The organism is Methylobacterium nigriterrae (genome assembly GCF_037106235.1).
Classification (GTDB): Bacteria; Pseudomonadota; Alphaproteobacteria; order Rhizobiales; family Beijerinckiaceae; genus Methylobacterium; species Methylobacterium nigriterrae.
In genome coordinates this window covers 89595-108546 of sequence record NZ_JBAWTG010000010.1, presented here as the reverse complement: position 1 = coordinate 108546, position 18952 = coordinate 89595, and the positions used below count along the sequence as shown (strand labels likewise).

20 protein-coding genes are annotated in these 18952 nt (G+C 72.3%); 10 read left to right on the top strand and 10 right to left on the bottom strand.

The window, feature by feature from the left end:
• Positions 1-297: 297 nt before the first annotated feature.
• From pqqB to WDW90_RS08505, 9 genes are all read right to left on the bottom strand, one after another.
• A complete protein-coding gene (pqqB, locus tag WDW90_RS08545) occupies positions 298-1197 on the bottom strand; it encodes a pyrroloquinoline quinone biosynthesis protein PqqB (protein WP_336486962.1) in 900 nt (299 codons plus the stop codon).
• A 45-nt stretch (positions 1198-1242) separates the two neighbouring features.
• On the bottom strand, positions 1243-1332 hold the full coding sequence (gene pqqA, locus WDW90_RS08540; protein ID WP_007564431.1) for a pyrroloquinoline quinone precursor peptide PqqA: 90 nt from the start codon (positions 1330-1332) through the stop codon (positions 1243-1245).
• A gap of 177 nt (positions 1333-1509) precedes the next feature.
• Complete coding sequence (locus WDW90_RS08535) at positions 1510-2214, bottom strand: response regulator transcription factor (protein WP_336486961.1); 705 nt, start codon at positions 2212-2214, stop codon at positions 1510-1512.
• Positions 2211-3824 (bottom strand): sensor histidine kinase, encoded by a 1614-nt coding sequence (locus tag WDW90_RS08530; RefSeq protein WP_336486960.1) that lies wholly within the window; start codon positions 3822-3824, stop codon positions 2211-2213. The genes WDW90_RS08535 and WDW90_RS08530 overlap by 4 nt, the downstream gene beginning before the upstream one ends.
• A 93-nt stretch (positions 3825-3917) precedes the next feature.
• Entirely contained in the window at positions 3918-4124 is a 207-nt protein-coding gene (locus WDW90_RS08525) for a hypothetical protein (RefSeq protein WP_336486959.1), read from the bottom strand.
• Between the two features lie 115 nt (positions 4125-4239).
• Positions 4240-5034, bottom strand: a complete 795-nt coding sequence (locus tag WDW90_RS08520) for a formylmethanofuran dehydrogenase subunit C (RefSeq protein WP_336486958.1) — start codon at positions 5032-5034, stop codon at positions 4240-4242.
• A complete protein-coding gene (gene fhcD, locus WDW90_RS08515) occupies positions 5031-5969 on the bottom strand; it encodes a formylmethanofuran--tetrahydromethanopterin N-formyltransferase (protein ID WP_336486957.1) in 939 nt (312 codons plus the stop codon). Before fhcD ends, WDW90_RS08520 begins: the two co-directional genes overlap by 4 nt.
• Positions 5970-6008: 39 nt before the next feature.
• A complete protein-coding gene (locus tag WDW90_RS08510) occupies positions 6009-7652 on the bottom strand; it encodes a formylmethanofuran dehydrogenase subunit A (RefSeq protein WP_336486956.1) in 1644 nt (547 codons plus the stop codon).
• Entirely contained in the window at positions 7652-8725 is a 1074-nt protein-coding gene (locus WDW90_RS08505) for a formyltransferase (RefSeq protein WP_336486955.1), read from the bottom strand. The genes WDW90_RS08510 and WDW90_RS08505 overlap by 1 nt, the downstream gene beginning before the upstream one ends.
• Before the next feature lie 268 nt (positions 8726-8993).
• Here WDW90_RS08505 and WDW90_RS08500 point away from each other — a divergent pair, with 268 nt between their 5' ends.
• The 7 genes from WDW90_RS08500 (at position 8994) to fae (ending at position 16019) form a co-directional block, all read left to right on the top strand.
• Entirely contained in the window at positions 8994-9992 is a 999-nt protein-coding gene (locus WDW90_RS08500) for a beta-ribofuranosylaminobenzene 5'-phosphate synthase family protein (RefSeq protein WP_431310999.1), read from the top strand.
• A gap of 264 nt (positions 9993-10256) precedes the next feature.
• The gene (locus WDW90_RS08495; protein ID WP_336486954.1) at positions 10257-11150 is read left to right on the top strand and encodes an NAD(P)-dependent methylenetetrahydromethanopterin dehydrogenase; all 894 of its coding nucleotides are present in this window, start codon (positions 10257-10259) and stop codon (positions 11148-11150) included.
• 22 nt (positions 11151-11172) lie between these two features.
• Positions 11173-12381, top strand: a complete 1209-nt coding sequence (locus WDW90_RS08490; RefSeq protein ID WP_336486953.1) for an ATP-grasp domain-containing protein — start codon at positions 11173-11175, stop codon at positions 12379-12381.
• A complete protein-coding gene (gene mch / locus WDW90_RS08485) occupies positions 12311-13285 on the top strand; it encodes a methenyltetrahydromethanopterin cyclohydrolase (protein ID WP_336486952.1) in 975 nt (324 codons plus the stop codon). Before WDW90_RS08490 ends, mch begins: the two co-directional genes overlap by 71 nt.
• Positions 13286-13483: 198 nt before the next feature.
• Entirely contained in the window at positions 13484-14422 is a 939-nt protein-coding gene (locus WDW90_RS08480; RefSeq protein ID WP_336486951.1) for an ATP-grasp domain-containing protein, read from the top strand.
• Between the two features lie 2 nt (positions 14423-14424).
• The gene (locus tag WDW90_RS08475) at positions 14425-15291 is read left to right on the top strand and encodes a triphosphoribosyl-dephospho-CoA synthase (RefSeq protein ID WP_336486950.1); all 867 of its coding nucleotides are present in this window, start codon (positions 14425-14427) and stop codon (positions 15289-15291) included.
• 215 nt (positions 15292-15506) lie between these two features.
• On the top strand, positions 15507-16019 hold the full coding sequence (gene fae / locus WDW90_RS08470) for a 5,6,7,8-tetrahydromethanopterin hydro-lyase (protein WP_147026454.1): 513 nt from the start codon (positions 15507-15509) through the stop codon (positions 16017-16019).
• A 138-nt stretch (positions 16020-16157) separates the two neighbouring features.
• Here fae and WDW90_RS08465 read toward each other — a convergent pair whose 3' ends face one another.
• Positions 16158-16856, bottom strand: coding sequence for a HisA/HisF-related TIM barrel protein (locus tag WDW90_RS08465; protein ID WP_336486949.1), 699 nt, complete (start codon positions 16854-16856; stop codon positions 16158-16160).
• 33 nt (positions 16857-16889) lie between these two features.
• Between WDW90_RS08465 and WDW90_RS08460 the strand changes: the two genes are divergently transcribed.
• The 3 genes from WDW90_RS08460 (at position 16890) to WDW90_RS08450 (ending at position 18855) form a co-directional block, all read left to right on the top strand.
• Entirely contained in the window at positions 16890-17948 is a 1059-nt protein-coding gene (locus tag WDW90_RS08460; protein ID WP_336486948.1) for a hydantoinase/oxoprolinase family protein, read from the top strand.
• Positions 17949-17985: 37 nt separating this feature from the next.
• On the top strand, positions 17986-18186 hold the full coding sequence (locus WDW90_RS08455; RefSeq protein WP_336486947.1) for a hypothetical protein: 201 nt from the start codon (positions 17986-17988) through the stop codon (positions 18184-18186).
• 222 nt (positions 18187-18408) lie between these two features.
• Positions 18409-18855, top strand: coding sequence for a tautomerase family protein (locus tag WDW90_RS08450; protein ID WP_336486946.1), 447 nt, complete (start codon positions 18409-18411; stop codon positions 18853-18855).
• Positions 18856-18952: the final 97 nt, after the last annotated feature.

Genomic DNA, 18952 nt, shown 5'->3' with positions numbered 1-18952 from the left:
GCCGATGTCGCGCAGGGCCGCCTCCAGCTCGTCCGGGCTGAGGAGCCGTTGGTTCTCGTCGGCGAGGGGGGTCGGGAAGGCTGCGTTCATGGCGTGTCCGAGCGTCCGTTGGCTGCGTTTCCGGTGTTCTGGTTCGTTATGTCACGGGCGGCCTCGCAAGGCAGGGCAACCGCCGCGCGATTGTATCGCGCAAAATATATGGCGCCGGGCCCGGATCCGCCACCCGGAGGCGGTCCTCTCACCGGCCTCAACGGGCGGCGACGCGCCTCCGGCAAGGGCGCGCCGTCGGCCGCGTCATCACAGCGCCAGGCTCAGGCCGTCATGCGCCACGGTCCAGCCGGCAGCCTCGACCTCCGCCCGCTCGCTCGATCCCTCGACCAGAACCGGGTTGGTGTTGTTGACGTGCACGAAGACACGTCGGCCGATCGCCACGTCGCGGAGTGCCGCGATCGAGCCGCCGTCGCCCCGCATCGGAACGTGGCCCATCCGCCAGCCCGTCTTGGTGCCGACGCCTGCCCGGATCATGTCGTCGTCGAACAGCACGGTACCGTCGAACAGCAGGGCGTCGACCCCCGAGATCCGCTCCCGCAGCCCGTCGGTGACACTGGCGCAGCCCGGGATGTAGGCGAGGCGCCTGCCGCCGGCCTCGATCATCGCGCCGACCGTGGTCTCGGTCTCGGCGCCGATCTGCATGGAGTCGTCTTCCAGCCAGAGCGGCACCTTGCCGGGCACCGCGAACAGGGTGACGGCGAGCCCCGGCACAGGCTCGAAGGGCTCATCCAGACGAATCGCCTCGCGCCGGACCACGTCGGCGGCCATCACGTCGAAGACCCGGTTGTCGTTGACCGAAGCCAGGATCCCTCGCGTCGCGTAGAGCGTGTAGGGCTGGCCCTCGCGCAGGGTCAGGAGACCCGCCACGTGGTCGACATCGCCGTTCGTCAGCACCACCGCATGGATGGGCGAGTGGCGAAGCCCCTCGCGCGGGTGCAGGACGGGATTGTCGAAGAGTTGCTGGCGGATATCCGGCGAGGCGTTCACCAGGAGCCAGCGCTCGCCGTCGGGCGAGACCGCGATGCTCGATTGGGTCCGCGGCCTGACGCGGGACGGCTCCGTCCGGGCCATGGCGCAGATGGGACAGCGGCAATTCCACTGAGGAAGCCCGCCGCCCGCTGCCGAACCGAGAATCACGACACGCATGGTTGAACTCACGGCGCCTGCAATCCTCGGTTCGGGCTTTACACCTTAGTTGAAGGTGTCGATCTCGGCCGACTCGTAGCTCGTGACTTCCATGCCGACGCAGATCTCGGAAACGACGGGGGCTGCCCACTTCATGGTGTTTCTCCTCGTTCTTGGATCGCCAGAACCATCCCGGAAATCTCTTTAAGAGGATCCTAAGATGCTGACGGCGCAGTGATTTCTGTCGCGGGAGCTATATCGGCAATTCCACCGGACTCTTCAAGCGCTAAATTGCCAGATCCTCCCGAAATGCCCTGCCGAATCGGCGCAGCCTTAATGCCGGAAATCCTGCCCACGCAGGTCGAGCATGAAGCCCTTGCCCCGCACCGTGACCAGGATCGGGCCGCCGAGCCGCACGAAATCGGACATTTTGGTCCGCAGGTAACCCACGTAAACATCGACCACATTCAGCGACAGGCCGCCCTGGCTTGCCCAGAGCTTGTCGAAGATATCGCCGCGCGAGACCGGTTTGTTGGCCTGGTCCATCAGCATGGCGAGCAGCTCCGCCTCGCGCGGCGTGAGGCGCGCTGTCGCATCCCCGAAGCCCACTTGCCGGACGTTGAGGTCGAGCGTGAGCTTGCCCGCCGTGACGATGGTGCGCGGCTCGTCCGATTCCTTGCGGCGCAGCAGATGGGTGCGCAGACGCGCGACGAGCTCGTCGAACACGAAGGGCTTCACGATGTAGTCGTCGGCGCCGAGCGCCAGCCCCTCGGCCCTGTCGCGCACCTCGTCGCGGGCGCTCAGAAACAGGATCGGGCCCGGATACCCGCCCTCCCGGAGGGACCGGCAGACGTCGTGACCCGAGCCGTCCGGCAGGGTGATGTCGAGGACGACGGCCTCGGGCGCCTCGTCGCGGGCGGCGGTGAGCGCGTCGCCGACGCAGCCCGCCATGCCCACCGAGAACCCCTCCGCCTCGAGGCCCCGGGCCAGCATGGCGCGGATGTCGCTGTCATCCTCGACGATCAGTACCCGCGTCATGCGGCGCTCTCCCGAGTATCCCGCCCTTCGTTGTAACCGGAGGCGAGGTCGAGGACCGGCAAGGTCAGCGTCACGCGCGCGCCCCGTCCGTCCTCCCCCCGCCCGAGGCGGATCGACCCATCATGGTGTTCAATCACCCAGCGCGCCAGTGCCAAGCCGATGCCGAAGCCGGTCTCTCCGGGTCGGACGCCGCGGCGGAAGCGCTCGAACAGGTCGCTCTCGCCCTCGCCGAAGCCGGGCCCGTCATCGGTGATGGTGATCGTGGCCGTCTCGGGCGGTCCGGCGGCGCGGAGCGCCACGCTCACCCGGCTGGCGCCGGCGGCATGGCGCAGGGCGTTGTCGATCAGGCTCTCGACGACCTGCCTGAGCCATTCCCGGTCGGCGAGGATCTCGACGTCCCGGTCGCCGGGGTCGAGCGTGAGGGCGACGCGGCGGCGCGCGGCGTCGGAACCCGCATTCTCCACGGCCTCCGCCAGCACGGATACGGCGCTGATCGCCCGGCGCTCCAGCTCGATCTGACCGGATTCGGAGCGAGCCACCCGCAGCAGGTCCTCCACCCGCAGCTTGAGGCGCTGCGCCCGTTTGCGGATCGTGGCGAAGACGGGGCCAAAATCCACGCTGCGCCCCGTGGAGCGGCTGGCGAGGTCGCACTCGCCCAGGATCACGGTGAGCGGCGTGCGCAGCTCATGGCTGACATCGGCGAAGAAGCGGCGGCGCGAGCGGTCGACCGCCTCCAGCCGCTCGTTCGCCGCGCGCAGGTCCGCGGTGCGGGCCTCGACCGTGTCCTCGAGCGCCGCGCGGTCGGCCGCGAGCCGCCCCTCGCGGCGGGAGAGGCGGGCGGCCATGCGGTTGAAGTTCGCCACGAGGAGGCCGAGTTCGTCCCGGGTGGCGACCGACAGACGGGTGTCGAGCTCACCACGCCCGACGGCGCCCGCCGCCTTGCGGACGGCCTCGATGCGCGCCAGCGTCGGGCGGGTAACGCTCCGGTAGAGCACGATCACGATCCCGAGCGCGAGGAGCACCGCGAGGCCCGAGGCGAGGCGCAGGCGCTGCGACAATTCGCGAGCCTGCTCCGAGCCGAGCACCATGGTGCGCCGCTCCGCCTCGATCAGGAAGGAGAGGGGCTGGCCCGTCATGGCCCCGAAGCCGTTGAGCGCCCCCTTGATGGCGTTCTGTCGGTTCTCGGGCTCCGTCTGCCTCTCGATCTGCGAGACCTGCCGGTCGAGGATGACGCGCGCGGCCCGGATCTGCGACATCGGCCGCGTGCGGGCGGCGTACTGGGTGCGGTCGAGGGGATCGTCCGTCGACAGGATCGTCGCCGCGAGCGCCTCGTCCACGGCGGTCAGCGCACGATCGACGTTCGTGCGGGCGATGGAGAGCGCCTCCGGCTGCCCGTCGGGATTGCCGACCGTATCGATGGCGGCGAGACCGAACTGGGTCAGGCGGCCGGACAGCTCGGCGAGGAGTTCCAGGCGGCGCTGGGCCGCGAGCGTCCGGTCGATCGTGCTCTCGGCCGCCGCGATCGACCACAGAACTCCGGCCGCCGCCAGCGCGACGAGGAGCGCGGTGCTGCCGAGCAGCAGCGCGAATCGAACCTTGAGCGAGCGCATTGTACCCGGATCCGGCCGCCCGCGGCAGGCGGGCGCGCGGCCGGGAGAGTGTCACCGACGTCGGCCGAGGCCAAGGGGAGGGGAGATCCTGCCTCACAGGTCCTTCGGCAGGCTGCCCCGCGCCGCGCAGCGCCAGCGCTCCACGTGCCATTCGGGATGGGCCGCCTGCCAGGTGGCGAGCGCGCTCTGCGAGTTGCGCAGGCATATGAAGGGATTGGAGGCCTCGTAGGACAGGTTGATCCGGTCCTCGCGGCAATTGGTGGGCTGCGCCAGCAGGCAGATCGAGAGCAGGATCATCATGGGCCGCGCCTCGCTTTCGGGTAAGGGAACCCGAAGGTCCTGCGCTTCCCGCGAAGCCGGCTCAGGTTCTGCAAGCCATAGATGATGCAGGCGCGGGCGCGGGCCAGGGCCCGCGTCAGGCCGCAGCCCAGATCTCGCCCTTGCCGACGGTGGCCAGATCGCCCGAGTAGCGGCGGAGCGCGCCGGCGGCGATGTCGGCATGGGCCGCGCTCAGCGTCCGCAGGGAGCGGGCGAGGAGGCGCAGGAACACCAGATCGTGCGTGCCGGTCTCGACGAATGTCGGCGTGAGCGCGCCGTGGCTGCCGAGAAGCAGCGTGCCCCGGCGCATGCCGAACCCCGGATTGTCGCCGACGCCGAGCGCCGCGATCGTCCCGGCGACCATGCGCGCGCCCGCGAAGGCCCCCGCCCGACCCGCCACGATGAGGCCGCGCCGCATCCGGTCGCCGAGATGGTCGCCCGCGCGGCCCTCGATGACGAGCGTCGCGCCGTCGAGCCCGGCCTTGGCTGCGTAGACGGCGCCCCCGGCATGGTCGCCGGCGTCGCCCCGGACCGTGATGATGCCGCCCGTCGCACCGCTGCCGGCGAAGGGGCCGGCATGGCCCTCGACCGTGAGCGTGCCGCCCGCCATGCCCTCGCCGAGGCGCTGGCCGACATCGCCCGCGACCCGGATGCTGCCCTCCGAGAGCGCCGCGCCGACCCGGTCGAGGCGCTCGGAGCCGCCCTCGATCACGAGCACGTCGGAGCCGTCGAGCTTCACCGAGAAGCAGTCGCCGAGGGTCAGGCCGCGGCGGCTCGTGCCGACCGCGAGCTTGGCGGCCTCGGCTTCCGACAGCTTGGAAAGGGCGAGCGGCGTGATGTTGAGGAGGTCGAGGCGCTCGGGGGGGGCCTCGCGCAAGGTCAGGACGCTCATGCGGCACCCGGTTTCGTGAGGAGGTCCCGGAGGTGATAGTGGTGGCGCCCGAGATTGCCGCCGTAATTGCCCGCGGTGACGCCGACGAGGCCGTGGCGCCCCCCGATCTCGGTCGCCGCGTGGAGCGCGGCCCGCATCGACTCGGCCACCCCTCGCGAGGTCAGCGCGTCGATCACGATCTCCAGCACCACGCCGCACTCGGCCGGCAGCGCCGAGCCCGCTCGGCCCTTGAGCGTCGGGCAATAGGCATCGTTGGTGGAGGCCATCATGCCCTTGGTGCGCCCGCCGACCTTCGAGCCCGAGCGCACGATGCCGCCCGGGAAGGGCAGGATCGCGCCGGGCACCGCCTTGGCCGCCTCGACCGCGATCTCGGCGACCTTGAGCGTGTCGGCGTGCTTGCGGCCGAGGAACAGCAGGTTGCCGCCGCCGACCGCGCCGTCGACGGCGCGGGTCGAATCCTCGCACAGGAACTCGCCGTCCATGACCGGAATGCGCCAGTAGCGGCGCACCTTGCCGTCGGCGTCCGTCAGGCGCTTGGCCACCGCGAAGCCGTCGCCGAAATAGCGGATCGCGCCGCCGAGCTTGATCTTCGTAGGGCCCTCGACGCCGGCGTAGCAGGCCGTGCCCGGGCAGGTGAGGATGCACTGGCCGACGCGCTTGAGGAGCTGCTCCTTCAGCCCGTTCGGCTCGAAGCCGAACAGCAGGATGCGCACGCCCGGGCGCCCGTCCGGCGTCTCCTCGGGGGTGAGCTCGGTGTCGATCCCGGCCTCGGCGCCGCAGCCGATCACCGAGGTGGCGAAGCCCGTCATCACGGTGGCGGCGATCATGGCCCACTTGGCCGTGTCGTTGGTGACGACGATCGCGGTTCCGGCGACGTCGAAAGCCTCCGCGAAGGTGTCCTCCACCGGAATGCCGTTGAGGGTGAGTTGCGCCATCTCAGCCATCGGTCCCCACGCGCCGTACTCGCTCCGATGTCACGACCGGCATGCCACGTCCTCGAACACGTCCGCGACCGGGAAGGCTGCGTCCGGCACCGCGAAGCTGTCGAGTCCCTGGCCGAAGCGGTCGTGGAGGTATGTGTCCGTGCGCCGCTCCATCGCCTTGTCGGACTCGACCGTGAGTTCGAGGGTATGGCCGGCGCGCCAATCCACCACCTCGCCGTCCTCGACGATCACGACGCCGTCCTTCAGCACCAGGCGGGCGGCGGCGAACATCGCCGTGCGGTCGCGGTCGTCGCGGTAGATCGCCAAGTCGGCACGCGCGCCCTCGCGCAGGTGCCCGCGGTCGTCGAGGCCCAAGAGCTTGGCCGGTCCGGAGCGGGTGAGCTGCGCAATCTCGGAGAGCGTGTACTCGCGCTCGATTCCGGGCAGCGAGGAGCGCTCGCCGACCACCTTCGGGAGCGTCGCGATCTCGCGATCGCGCTCCTCCTTGTCCATCAGCAGATGGATGATGCGCGGATATTCGGTGAAGGGGCCGCCGTTCGGGTGGTCGGTCGTCAGGATGGTGCGCTCGGGATCGCCCGAGAGCAGCATCAGCTCCAGGCCGATCGCCCATTGCAGCGAGCTCGTCGGACCCCGCGGCCGGTAGAGGAAGGGCACGATGCCGCCGCCCTCGGCATCGCCGGCGTTGAGGATCCACTTCTTCGGATTGGCACCCTTGCGGCCCGCGAACTGGCGCAGGATGTCGAGCGAGATCGTCACGGTCTGGCCGAACACCACTTGGCCCACGTCGAAGGTCGCGTTCGGGTGCGCCTCCATCGCCTGCGTGAGTCGCTGCGCCGCCGAGCGGAAGCCGCCCGTCATCGGGCTCTCGGGGTCGACAGCGCCGTAGGCGTAGAACTGGGCGTGGGCGAAGTGGATGCGCCGCCCCTCCGCCGCTTCGAGCGTCGCCACGAAGGAATCGTCGGCGCCGGGGAGACCCAGATTGTTGCAGTGGACGTGCAGCGGATGCGGCACGCCGATCTCCTCGACCGCGTCGAGGAGCGAGCTCATGATCCTGCGGGTCGAGAGCCCGTAGGTCGGGATCTCGTCATCGAGGCTCAGTCTCAGCGCGCCGTCCTTGAAGGCCGAGGCGCCGCCCGCGTTGATGCACTTCACGCCGAGCGCCCGCGAGGTCGCGACGTTGAGCGCGACGAGGTCGCGCACGGCGGCCTTGCCCTCGCGGTCGCGCAGGAGCTGCAGCAGATGATCGTCGTTGCCCATCACGCAGAGCGCGCCCCGGTCGAGCAGCGGGATGTCGGCGAGTTCGAGCTGGGTGGCGAGCGCGTTGACCGGCGGCATCGCCGGCTCGACGGCCGTGGTGTAGCCCATGCGTGCGTAGTTCGCGCCGATCCAGGCGGCCGAGCCGCCCGCATGCGCGAAGGGGTGCCCCTGGGGCGCGGCCTCGCTGACGTAAAGGTCGGGCAGGAGGAGGCGCGACAGCACGACGTTGCCGCCCGCGATGTGCGAATGCACCTCGACGCCGCCCGCCATCACGACGCAGCCGGAGGCGTCGATCGTGCGGTCGGGCGCGCGCTCGGATGCGCCGACCACCCGGCCGTCCTCGATCCAGACATCGCCCACGGCGTCGCGGCCCGCGGTCGGATCGACGACCCGTCCCCCAGTGATCCGGATCAGCATCAGGCGCCCTTCTGTTCGGTGAGCCGGTCGCGGATGCGGCCGAGCACGTCGGCAGCGGTCAACTCGGCGGGCGCTCCCGTTGGCGCACGATAGGTGATCGTGCCGCGCCCCTCGTTCCAGAGGGCGCCGCCCGCGCTCTCGCCCGGCACGCCGACCGCGATGACGATCTCGGCGGCATCCGACACCGCGTCGGGGCTGCCCTCGCCGACGACGGCGACCGCCGGCAGGGAGGCGAGCCAGCCGGGGCGGGGGGCGGGCAGGGAGGCGAGCCAGAGCGCGGCATCCGCCTCTCCCGCGGCGATCTGCCGGGCGCTGTCGAACCGCCAGGGATCGTGCTCCGGCAGGCTCCGGCCGAAGCCGAGGCGGGGGGCCTGACCGGTGGTCCAGCTCGAGAGCTGCACCACGGCCCGATCCTGGAACGGGCCGCCGAGGGCGAGCGCGAAGAAGCGGGTCGTCTCGCTCAGGTCCTTGACGAGGCCCTGCAGCATCTCGACGCCGACCTCGCCGATCTCGGCCGGATCGTAGAGGGCGACGCCGTACTGCGCCGCCTGCAGGCGGCTCGCGAGGTCCGCGTAGGGCGACTCGCCGGCGAGATGTCCCTTGATGAAGGCGCGCAGATGCGCGATCGCGACCGCCAGCCCGCCGTTCCCGACCGGGTAGGAGACGTGGCGCGTGGCGCCGTCGCTCGGGCCGCCGAGGGACAGGAGAACGCGCTCGGCGCCCGCCGTGCGGCCGCGCGTCGGTGCGCCCGCGGCGAGGCCCTGGAGAACGGGGGCGTTCCAGGGTGCGCTGCCGAGGACCAGCACCGCGTCGGCGCGCCCGACCGCCTCGGCCGGTGTCGTCGTCATGGCGCCGACGCGGCTCAGCGCGCCGAGCTCCGCGTAGGTGCCGGCCGCGCCGGCCGTGTCGAGGGAGGCGCCGAGGGCAGCGGCGAGCTGGTAGGCGGCCCGCACGGCGGCGAGTTCCGCGCAGAGCCCGGCCACGACCGGGGAGCGCGCGCCGGCCAGCAGCACCGCGGCGGCCGCGATGGCGGTGTCCGCATCCGTCGCGCCTCCCTTCACCCAGGCTGCCATTCACCCTCACCCTGATCGTTCGTTGATCGGCACCGCCTGGCCGCGCTTGCCCGTGCAGGATCCGGCGGCTTCTCGGGAAGCTCGGCCGACCGGTGTCCGGGGGGCGCACGTTTGCATCGGCGCATGGCGTCAAGCAAGAGCCGGTGACAGATTTCCGGTTTTCTCAGGATCAACGTCGGACGATCGGAGGTTGCTCCGCACGGGCGCCTCGTGGGAGAAGCCCGGCTGAGCAAGCCCGGCCGGATCGGGCCGGACGAGAGGGATCATCGTGGCGGAGGTCCCGGACCTGAGCGAGAGGGCGGGGGGCGCGGCGGCGCCCGATCGGGCAGCGCGGGTCGTTCGGGTGCGCGCTCCGGCGCGGCTGCATTTCGGCTTCCTCGACCTGCATGGGGGCCTCGGGCGCCGTTTCGGCAGCATCGGGCTCGCCGTCGACGCGCCCGCCGTCGCGCTCACCGCCACCCCTCGCGACGACCTCGTCGTCACGGGGCCGGAGACCGAGCGCGTCCGGGGCTACGTGCGGGCCGCCGCCCGGCATCTCGGCGTCCCGGAGGTGGCCGCGATCCGGGTCGAGGCGTCGATCCCCCCGCATGCGGGCTTCGGGTCGGGTACGCAGCTCGCGCTCGCCGTGGCGGCCGCGCTGGCGCGCCTCAACGATCGCCCGTTCGCGCCCGAGGATTTCGCCGACGCCCTCGACCGCGGCAACCGCTCGGGCGTGGGGCTCGCCGCCTTCACGGAGGGCGGGCTGATCGTGGACGGCGGCCGCGACGCGAGCGGAAGCCCGCCGCCCGTGATCGCGCGGCTGCCCTATCCGGAAGCGTGGCGCGTGGTGCTGCTCCTCGACCGCAGCATGACCGGCGTGCACGGCACCCGCGAGGTCGAGGCGTTTCGCGATCTGCCGCGCTTCCCCGAGGACCAGGCCGCCGAGATCTGCCGCATCGTGCTGATGCAGGTGATGCCGGCGGCCGTCGTCGCCGATGCCGGGAGCTTCGGGGCGGGCATCACGACGATCCAGCGCCTGATCGGCGACCATTTCGCGCCCCATCAGGGCGGGCGCTACGCGAGCCCGGCTGTCGCCGAGGCGCTCGCGGGCATCGCGGCGCGCGGCATCGCGGGCTACGGCCAGAGCTCCTGGGGACCGACCGGCTTCGCGCTCCTGCCCTCGGAGGCGCAGGCCCGCGCTCTCGCGGCCGAGCTCGAAGGACCGGGGCCGCTGCAGATCCTGGTCGCCCGCGGGCGCAACGAAGGGGCATCCGTCAAGGCCGCCTGATCCGCGCTCGGGCAACGATTGCGGGTTTTCGGGGCCGTTCGCCGCGCTCAAGACGCCGCGATGCGCTCCCCGTCCCGTGCCGGGCGAGTTGGTCCGCTCGCGACAGGGTGCGGTTCAGACGGCCCGTGCCGGCCGCACCCCGTTGCCGAGCGCGGCCCGCCCTCGTATTCCCGCGCTTGACCGAGCAGGTTTCGTCCGGCTCTGGACTATCGAGACCCGCCACGCGCAACCTGCGGGCGACCGACACGGGGAAGGAGACCGACGATGGCGCGCTCGATCCTGCACATGCTCACGCCCCTCAAGCACATGAGCCCGTTCGACGTGAACATGGCGGTCGATGCCGGCTTCGAGACGATCGTCACGTACACGGGCGTCGACCTCGCGGACGTGGTTTCGCTCACGCAGGATTCGATCTTCTCCCGCGCGCCGCAGGACGGCACCCGCACCGGCATCTTCATCGGCGGCAAGAACGCCGAGGATGCCCTCGACATGGTCGACCGGGCCAAGAAGGCCTTCGTGCCGCCCTTCGCCAACCACGTCTTCGCGGACCCGGCCGGCTCCTTCACCACGGGCGCCGCCATGGTAGCGGAGGTGGCCAGGGCGCTCCGCTCCAAATTCAACACCGATCTCAAGGGCAAACGCATCGTCATCTTCGGGGGCGCGGGCGTCGTCGCCTACGTGGCGGCGGTGATCGGAGCCCTCGAAGGCGCCAGGGCGGTGCTCGTCGGCCATGACGGCGAGGAGCGCGTCTCGAAGATCGCCTTCACGATGAAGTGGCGCTTCGGCATCGAGGTCGGAGCCGTGGACGGCTCGTCCCCGGAAGCCCGCCGCGCCGCGATCCAGGACGCCGAGGTCATCCTCTCGGCCGGCCCCGCCGGCATCCCGATCCTGTCGGCGGAGGATCTTGAATCCGCTCCGAAGCTGATGGTCGCCTCGGACGTCAACGCCGTGCCGCCGGCCGGCATCGCGGGCATCGACGTCAACGCGATCGACGTCGCGCTGCCCACCGGCAAGGGATTGGGCATCGGGGCGCTGGCCGTCGGCAACGTGAAGTACCAGACCCAGTGCCGGCTCTTCCGCAGGATGCTCGATTCCGACCAGCCCCTCTGCCTCGATTTCCGCGACGCCTACGCGCTCGCCGTCGAGATCGCGGGCTGACGCGAAGCCGAAAGCCGCGCCCGTGGCCGGGGAGGCGATCCTCGTCGCGGCCCAGTCGGGCCGGGCCCTCGCCGAGAGCGCCCGGCGGGCCGGCCTCCGCCCCTTCGTCGCGGACCTGTTCGGCGACGCCGACACGCTCGACCTCGCGGAGGATTACCGGCCGCTGCCCGGCCGCTTCGGCACCGGGCGGCTCGGCGGCGGGGCGCTGCTCGATGCCCTCGACGCCCTGGCGAGCCGCGCCGGGCCGCGCTGCCTCGGGGTCGTGCTCGGCTCGGGACTCGAGGGCGCGCCCGATCTCATGGCCGAGATCGGCCGGCGCCACCGCCTGATCGGAGCGCCGCCGGAGACGGTGGCGGCGCTCAAGGACCCGCTCGGCTTCGCCGCCCTGTGCGCGCGGCTGTCGATCCCGCACCCGACCGTCAGGCGGGAGCCTCTCGACGACCCGGCCGGATGGCTCCTCAAGCGGGCGGGCGGATCGGGCGGCAGCCACATCCGCGCGGCGTCGCGGGGCAGCGCCCCGGCGGGCGGCTACTTCCAGGCCCGCGTGCCGGGCCGGGCCTTCGGCCTCGCCGTGCTGGCGGACGGGCGCGACATCGCGGTGGTGGCGCTGACCGAGCAGTGGGCCGCGCCCTCGCCCCTGAGGCCCTTCCGCTACGGGGGGGCCGTCGTCGGCGGATCCGGGAAGGCGCCGCCCCTGCCGGCCGCCCTCATCGGCGATATCGCGGAGGCGGTGGCGCGCCTCTCCGCCGAGACCGGCCTGCGGGGCCTTGCCAGCGCCGACATCCTCTCGGACGGCGAGCGCTGGTGGCTCACAGAGATCAATCCGCGACCCGGCGCGACCCTCGACATCCTCGACCGGCGCGGGAGCAGCCTGCTCCTGGCGCATGTGTCGGCGAGCGAGGGCCGGCTGCCGTTGCTCGGAGCACCACCGGTGGATGCGGCGGCTGCGGAGATCTGTTACGGGGCGCAGGCCTACCGCCCGGTGCCGCGGATCGCGTGGCCGGACCACGCGCGGGACCGGCCCCGGCCCGGCACGGACGTGGCCCGGGACGCGCCGCTCTGCACCCTGCTCGCCACGGGCCGGGACGAAGCGGCGGCGCGGCAAACATTGCGGGAGAGGGCGGCACGTCTGCACGCCCTCCTCGATCAGGAGGGAATGGATGAGCACGAGTGTGAAGTATCCGAGCGTCAACACGCTGACGGCGCCGCTGGTCGAGCGCCTCATCGCTGACGCGGAGGTCTTGCGGCTCTCGGTGACGCAGGAGGCCGGCGGCGCCCGGATGGTGGATGCCGGCGCGGGCGTGCGGGGCTCGATCGAGGCCGGGCGGCGCATCGCCGAGATCTGCCTCGGCGGCCTCGGCACCGTGACGATCAGCCCCTCCGGCCCCGTCTCGTCCTGGCCCTACTCGGTGGTGGTCCACGCCAACGATCCCGTCATCGCCTGCCTCGGCAGCCAGTACGCGGGCTGGAGCCTCGCGGACGAGTCGGGGGATTCCGGCTTCTTCGCCCTCGGCTCGGGGCCTGGCCGGGCGGTCGCCGCAGTGGAGGATCTCTACAAGGAACTCGGGTACCGCGATTCGGCGTCGAAGACCGCGCTCGTGCTCGAGGCCGCGAGCGGCCCGCCCGCTTCCGTCGTCGCCAAGGTGGCGGAGGCCTCGGGGCTGCGGCCCGAGGACGTGACCTTCATCTACGCGCCGACGCAGTCGCTCGCAGGCTCCACCCAGGTCGTCGCGCGCGTGCTGGAGGTGGCGCTGCACAAGGCCCACACGGTCGGCTTCGACCTGCACAGAATCGTGGACGGCATCGGCTCGGCGCCCCTCTCGCCGCAGCATCCGGACTTCATCCAGGCCATGGGCCGCACCAACGACGCCATCATCTACGGCGGCCGCGTGCAGCTCTTCGTGGAGGCCGACGAGGCCGATGCCAGGCAGCTCGCCGAGCAGCTCCCCTCCACGAATTCGAGCGACCACGGCGCCCCCTTCGCGGACATCTTCGCCCGGGTGAACGGCGACTTCTACAAGATCGACGGCGCCCTGTTCAGCCCGGCCGAGGTCATCGTCACCTCGGTCACGTCCGGCAAGAGCTTTCGCGGCGGCCGGCTCATGCCGGAACTCGTCGAGGCGTCGTTCGCGTAAGGAGCGGGATCCGCACCGCGCTCACCTCTCCCGCGCGGGAGAAGCCGGGTCCGCGGAAAGCGGACCGGGCGAGGGGTGCGACCTCCCCGGAGCGTCCTCCATCCCTCACCCCGTCCCTCTCCCGAACCGGAGAGGGGACCTGCGGTCTCCTCGGCATCATCCGCGTCCCGTCACCGGGCCACAGGAATCACCCCGTCCATGCGCATCGGGCTCGCGGCCGATAACGGCACCTGGCACAAGGGGCGCTTGCGCGCGGCGCTCGCCGCGCTCGGGCACGAGCCCGTGCTGTTCTCGCTCGCCGACGTGGCGGTCGTCACGGGCGGGGGCGAACCGTTGCGGGTGCCCGGCTTCGCGGACGGCCTGCCGGACGGTGTCCTCCTTCGGACGATCGCGGGCGGCACCTTCGAGGCCACCACGATGCGGCTCGGCGTGCTGCACGCGCTGGTTGGCGCGGGGGTGAGCGTGTGGAACAGCCCGGGCGCGATCGAGCGCTCGGTCGACAAGGCGGCGACCTCGCTCCTCGTCGCCCGCGCCGGCCTGCCGACGCCCGACACCTTCGTGGTTTCCAAACGCGAGGCGGCGGCCGAGATCGTCGTGCGCGAGGCGCGGCCCGGGCGCCCGATCGTCCTCAAGCCCCTGTTCGGCTCGCAGGGCGAGGGCCTGCTGCTCGTCGAGCGGCCCGAGGACCTGCCGCCCGAGGAGGCCGTGGCCCGCGTCTACTACCTCCAGCGCTACATCCCGCGCGCCGACGGGCTCTGGCGCGACTATCGGGTCTTCGTCTGCGAGGGCCGCGCCATCGCGGCGATGATCCGGGAGGGCGACGGCTGGATCACCAACGTCCACCGGGGCGGCCGGCCGCTGCCCTGGGCGATGCCGGCGGCCGCGGCCGAGCTCGCGGAGGCCGCCGCGGGCGCCGTCGGAGTCGATTACACCGGGGTCGATCTCGTCGAGGACGGGCAGGGCGGCTACCTCGTCCTCGAGGTCAACAGCATGCCGGCCTGGTCGGGCCTGCAGAAGGTGACGGAGGTCGATATCGCGGGCGCGATCGCGCGCGGCTTCCTCAACGCCGTCCGGACGGCCAGGCCGCCACGCCTCGTCCAGACGCTCGCCCCGCCCCTGCTGGCGGCGCAGGCCTGACCGTGGCTGGCCTCCCGCCGGGCGTGATCGCGACGCTCTACCGGGCGGCCTGCCTCGCCGAGCTCGACGCGATCAAGCCCGGCAACGTCCACGCCTTCGCGGCGGGCCATCGCATGCAGGTGGCGGATTTCGTCACGAGCGCCGAGGTGTCCGCCCCGCACCTCGCGCGTCCGGGCGCGGGCGTCGGCGCCCGGGTCGCGGATGCGATGGCGGCGACGGTGCAGGCCGTCGGCCAGAACACCAATCTCGGCATCCTGCTGCTTTGCGCGCCGCTCGCCGCCGCGGCCGAGCGCGGCGTCGGGCTCGGCGTGGTCCTCGGCGGCCTCGACGCTGCGGATGCCGAGGGCGTGTTCGCGGCGATCCGCCTCGCCAATCCCGGCGGCCTCGGCCGGGCGGCCCACCACGACGTCGCGGCCGAAGGCCCGGCCCCGCCGCTCGCCGCCGCGATGGCGGAGGCGGCCGGGCGCGACGCCATCGCCCGGGCCTACGTGACGAACTTCGCGGACATCCGCGAGGTCGGCCTGCCGGCCCTCGCAGCGGCGCGCGCCCTCGGCCTCGCACCGCCCTGGACCACCACGGCCGTTCACCTCGCCTACCTGACGCAGGTTCCCGACAGCCACATCGCCCGCAAGCACGGACCCGAGCGGGCCGAGGCCGCGCGCGTCGAAGCCGCGCGCGCGTTGCGGGGACTCGATCTGCGCACGCGGCCCGTCGCGGCGCTGATGGCGCAGGACAGACTCATGAAGGAGGCCGGGCTCAATCCCGGAACCAGCGCCGATTTCACGGTGGCCACCCTGTTCGCCGACGGGCTGGCGGCCGCCGGCGCTCCGCTCGACGGCACGCCGGCGCCGTCACGCACGGGTCTCTGAAAAGATCCAGCCCGGCCCCGGCATCCGGCGCGATAATTTGCCGTTTTCAGCGCCTTGAGCAGGGTTGTTCCGGGCAGGGCCCCGCTGTAGGGTCCGCGCCGCTATCCGGGCTAACCGGTTCGGCTCCTTGCCGAACGTCCGCAAACAAGGATGGCCCCTGGCCGTGCCTGCTCCTGGGGCGGCCGTACTTTTCGATTTGCAGGGAGAGACCCCGAATGGCAAAGATCAACAAGGTGCAGGTCGGCGAGGCTCTCGTCGGTGACGGCAACGAGGTCGCCCACATCGATCTCATCATCGGGCCGCGCGGCTCGCCGGCCGAGACGGCCTTCTGCAACGGCCTCGTGAACAACAAGCATGGCTTCACCAGCCTGCTCGCGGTCATCGCGCCGAACCTGCCGTGCAAGCCGAACACGCTGATGTTCAACAAGGTCACCATCAACGACGCCCGCCAGGCCGTCCAGATGTTCGGCCCCGCCCAGCACGGCGTCGCCAAGGCCGTGCAGGATTGCGTCGCCGAGGGCATCATCCCGGCCGACGAGGCCGACGACCTCTACATCCTGGTCGGCGTGTTCATCCACTGGGAAGCGGCCGACGACGCCAAGATCCAGAAGTACAACTACGAGGCCACGAAGCTGTCGATCCAGCGTGCCGTGAACGGCGAGCCGAAGGCCTCGACCGTCACCGAGCAGCGCAACTCGGCCTCGCACCCCTTCGCCGCCAACGCGTAGATCGGGGGCAGTCCTGGGCAGAGCGAGCCTCCGCCCGCACCGCGGGGCCTGCTCCAGCGACTGGCTTCGATCTTCCTCGGCCGATAGGGCTCTCCAAGGTGGGACGGCGCAGGCCGTCCCACCTTTTTTCATGCACCGTCACGGTTCGGCGAGATCCGCCGTGATCCGCCCGTCGTGGATCGCGGACGCCACCAGGGCGCCGGCCGCGCCGGCCGCGCGCAGGGCGGCGAGGTCCGCCGCCTCCCGCACCCCGCCCGCCGCGTAGAGCCGCGCCCGCGGCGCCAGTGCCCGCGCCGCCGCGAGCCCGTCGAGATCCGGACCGAGCCCGGCGCCGACCCGGGCGAGGCTCATCACGATCACGTCGTCCGGCCAGATCTCCGGCCGCGCGTTCAGGTCCGCCGGGTCGAGGCGCTCCGCCCCTCGGCTGTCGAGGGAGAGGATCGCGCGGGAGCCGAGCGCCCGCAGGAGCGCCGTATCCCGCTGGCTCTCGCTGCCGAGGACGGGCCGGGCGAGACCGCCCGCGAGCACCGCCTCGACGGCGGATGGCTCCGCAAATCCCGCGTCGAGCCAGAGGGTGACACCCGGACAGGCGCGGGCCACCGCCTCGAGGGCGGCGAGATCCGGCGGCGCCCCCTCCATGATCGCGTCGAGATCGGCGAGGTAGAGCGTCCGTGCCGCCACCGCCCCGGCGAGCGCCGCCGCGACCGGGCCGGGCTCGGACCCCTTTGCCAAGGACGTCTCGATCGGGGCATAGGAATGCCGCTCGCCCCGCCGCGCCCGCACCACGCGGCCGTGGCGCAGGTCGATCACCGGGATGACCGCGAAGGGCGTCCCCATCCCTCACCTCCTCGCTTGCCGGGAACCCGACCCTTGACCCGAGACGCCGCGCCAGAAACCGAGCCCACGATCGGCTGGGATCTCGGAGGGGTCCATGTCAAGGCGGCCCTCGTCTCGGGCGGCCGGGTGCGGGCGGTGGTGCAGGCGGCCTGCCCGCTCTGGCGGGGCCTCGCGGCCCTCGACAAGAGCCTCGCCGAGCTGCCCGACTGGACCCGCGGGCCCGCCCGCCACGCGGTCACCATGACGGGCGAGCTGACCGACTGCTTCCGGGACCGCGCGGACGGCGTCGCGCAGCTCTCGGGCTGGGCGCGGGCGAAGCTTGCCGGCGCGGTCGCGATCTACGCCGGGCGCGCCGGCTTCGTCGCGCCGGAGGAAGCGGCCGGGCGCGCCGCCGACATCGCCTCGGCCAACTGGCACGCCACCGCCGCCCTCGTCGGGCGCCATCTCGGGCACGGTCTCCTCGTCGACATCGGCTCAACCACCGCGGACTTGATCCCGGTGATCGCGGGCCGCCCGGCCGCCTCGGGCTACAGCGACGCCGAGCGCCTGGAGACCGGGGAACTCGTCTATACCGGCGTCGTGCGCAGCCACCTTGTGGCGCTCGGCCCCGACGCGCCCTGGCGCGGGCACCGCACCCGCCTGATGGCCGAGACCTTCGCCAACACGGCCGACATCTACCGCCTCACCGGCGACCTGCCCGAGGGCGCCGACCAGCAGCACAGCGCCGACCTCATGGGCAAGTCGACGCCAGAGAGCGAGACCCGGCTCGCCCGCATCGTCGGCCGCGACCGGGGGGAGGGGAGCGCGGCCGAGTGGCGGGCGCTCGCCGCGCATTTCGCGGAGGCGCAACTGCGCCTCCTGCACGACGCGGCCGCGACCGTGCTGTCCAGGCCCGACCTCCCGGCCGAGGCGCCCCTCGTCGCCTGCGGCGCGGGCGCGTTCCTGGCCGAGCGGCTGGCCTCCCGCCTCGGGCGCCCCTGCCTTCCCTTCACCGAACTCGTGGGCGAACGCATCGCCGGGAGCCCGGGCTGGGCCTCGACCTGCGGCCCCGCCGTCGCGGTCGCCCTCCTCGGCGCCACGGACCTCCCCTAGCCCCGAGCGTTCTCCTCACCCGATCCCGGAGACCCGCATGCGCCCGACGCAGAGACTTGCCCGCATCCTCGCGACCCGCTCCGGCGAGGGCATCGAGCTCGCCATCGCCACCGCCACCGGCGAGACCCTGAAGGTCCTCGCCACGCAGGATCAGATCGACATGCTGGTGGACGAGCTGGAGGACATCCTGAACTCGCCCGCGGAGGATGCGCCCGGCGGGCCGCCGGAGGCGGCGTAGGGCCGGCAGGTCGATTGGATGTCCCGGCGCCATCCGCCTCCGGCCCATTGCGGCGTGTGACGTTGGCATGCTCCACTCGCGCGCCGTCGCAGTCCAGGTCCACGGTCGGCGCGAGCTTCGGATGCCGCAACGCTCGTCCCTGGACGATCGCGGCTGTTCGAAGCGACGAGACCGTGCCCGCACCAGCGAGCAGGAAGATCCGTCGAGGAGGGGAGCGCAGCCATGCCGACCTACACCGTCAGGACGGTCAACGTGGCCCTGTCCGGGGCGCAGCGGCAGCAGATCGCGACGGCGATCACCGAAGCCCACAGCACCAACACCGGTGCGCCGGGCTACTTCGCGCAGGTCTTCTTCGAGGCCGCGAGCCCGGGAACGCACTTCATCGGTGGCCGACCGAACGACGTCCCGCACGTCTTCGTCCACGGGCTCATCAGGGCGGGGCGCGCGACCGAGCAGAAGCGCGGCCTGATGGACGCGATCTGCGCGCGCGTCAGGATGGCGGCAGGGGTCGGGCCCGAGGACGTCTGGGTCTACATCCAGGACATCGCCGCCGAGCAGATGATCGAGTTCGGCCGCATCCTGCCGGAGCCGGGGCGGGAAGCCGATTGGCGGCAGGGCTTCTCGCCGGAGAAGATCGGGGACTTCCAGCGCGCCGGTGTGACGGTCTGAACAAGGCGCGACCGCGTCTTGAAATCGGCAGGGGAAGCGCGGCGCGCCCTCTCCCGTTCGGGAGAGGGTTGGGGTGAGGGATGCGACCTCTCCGGAT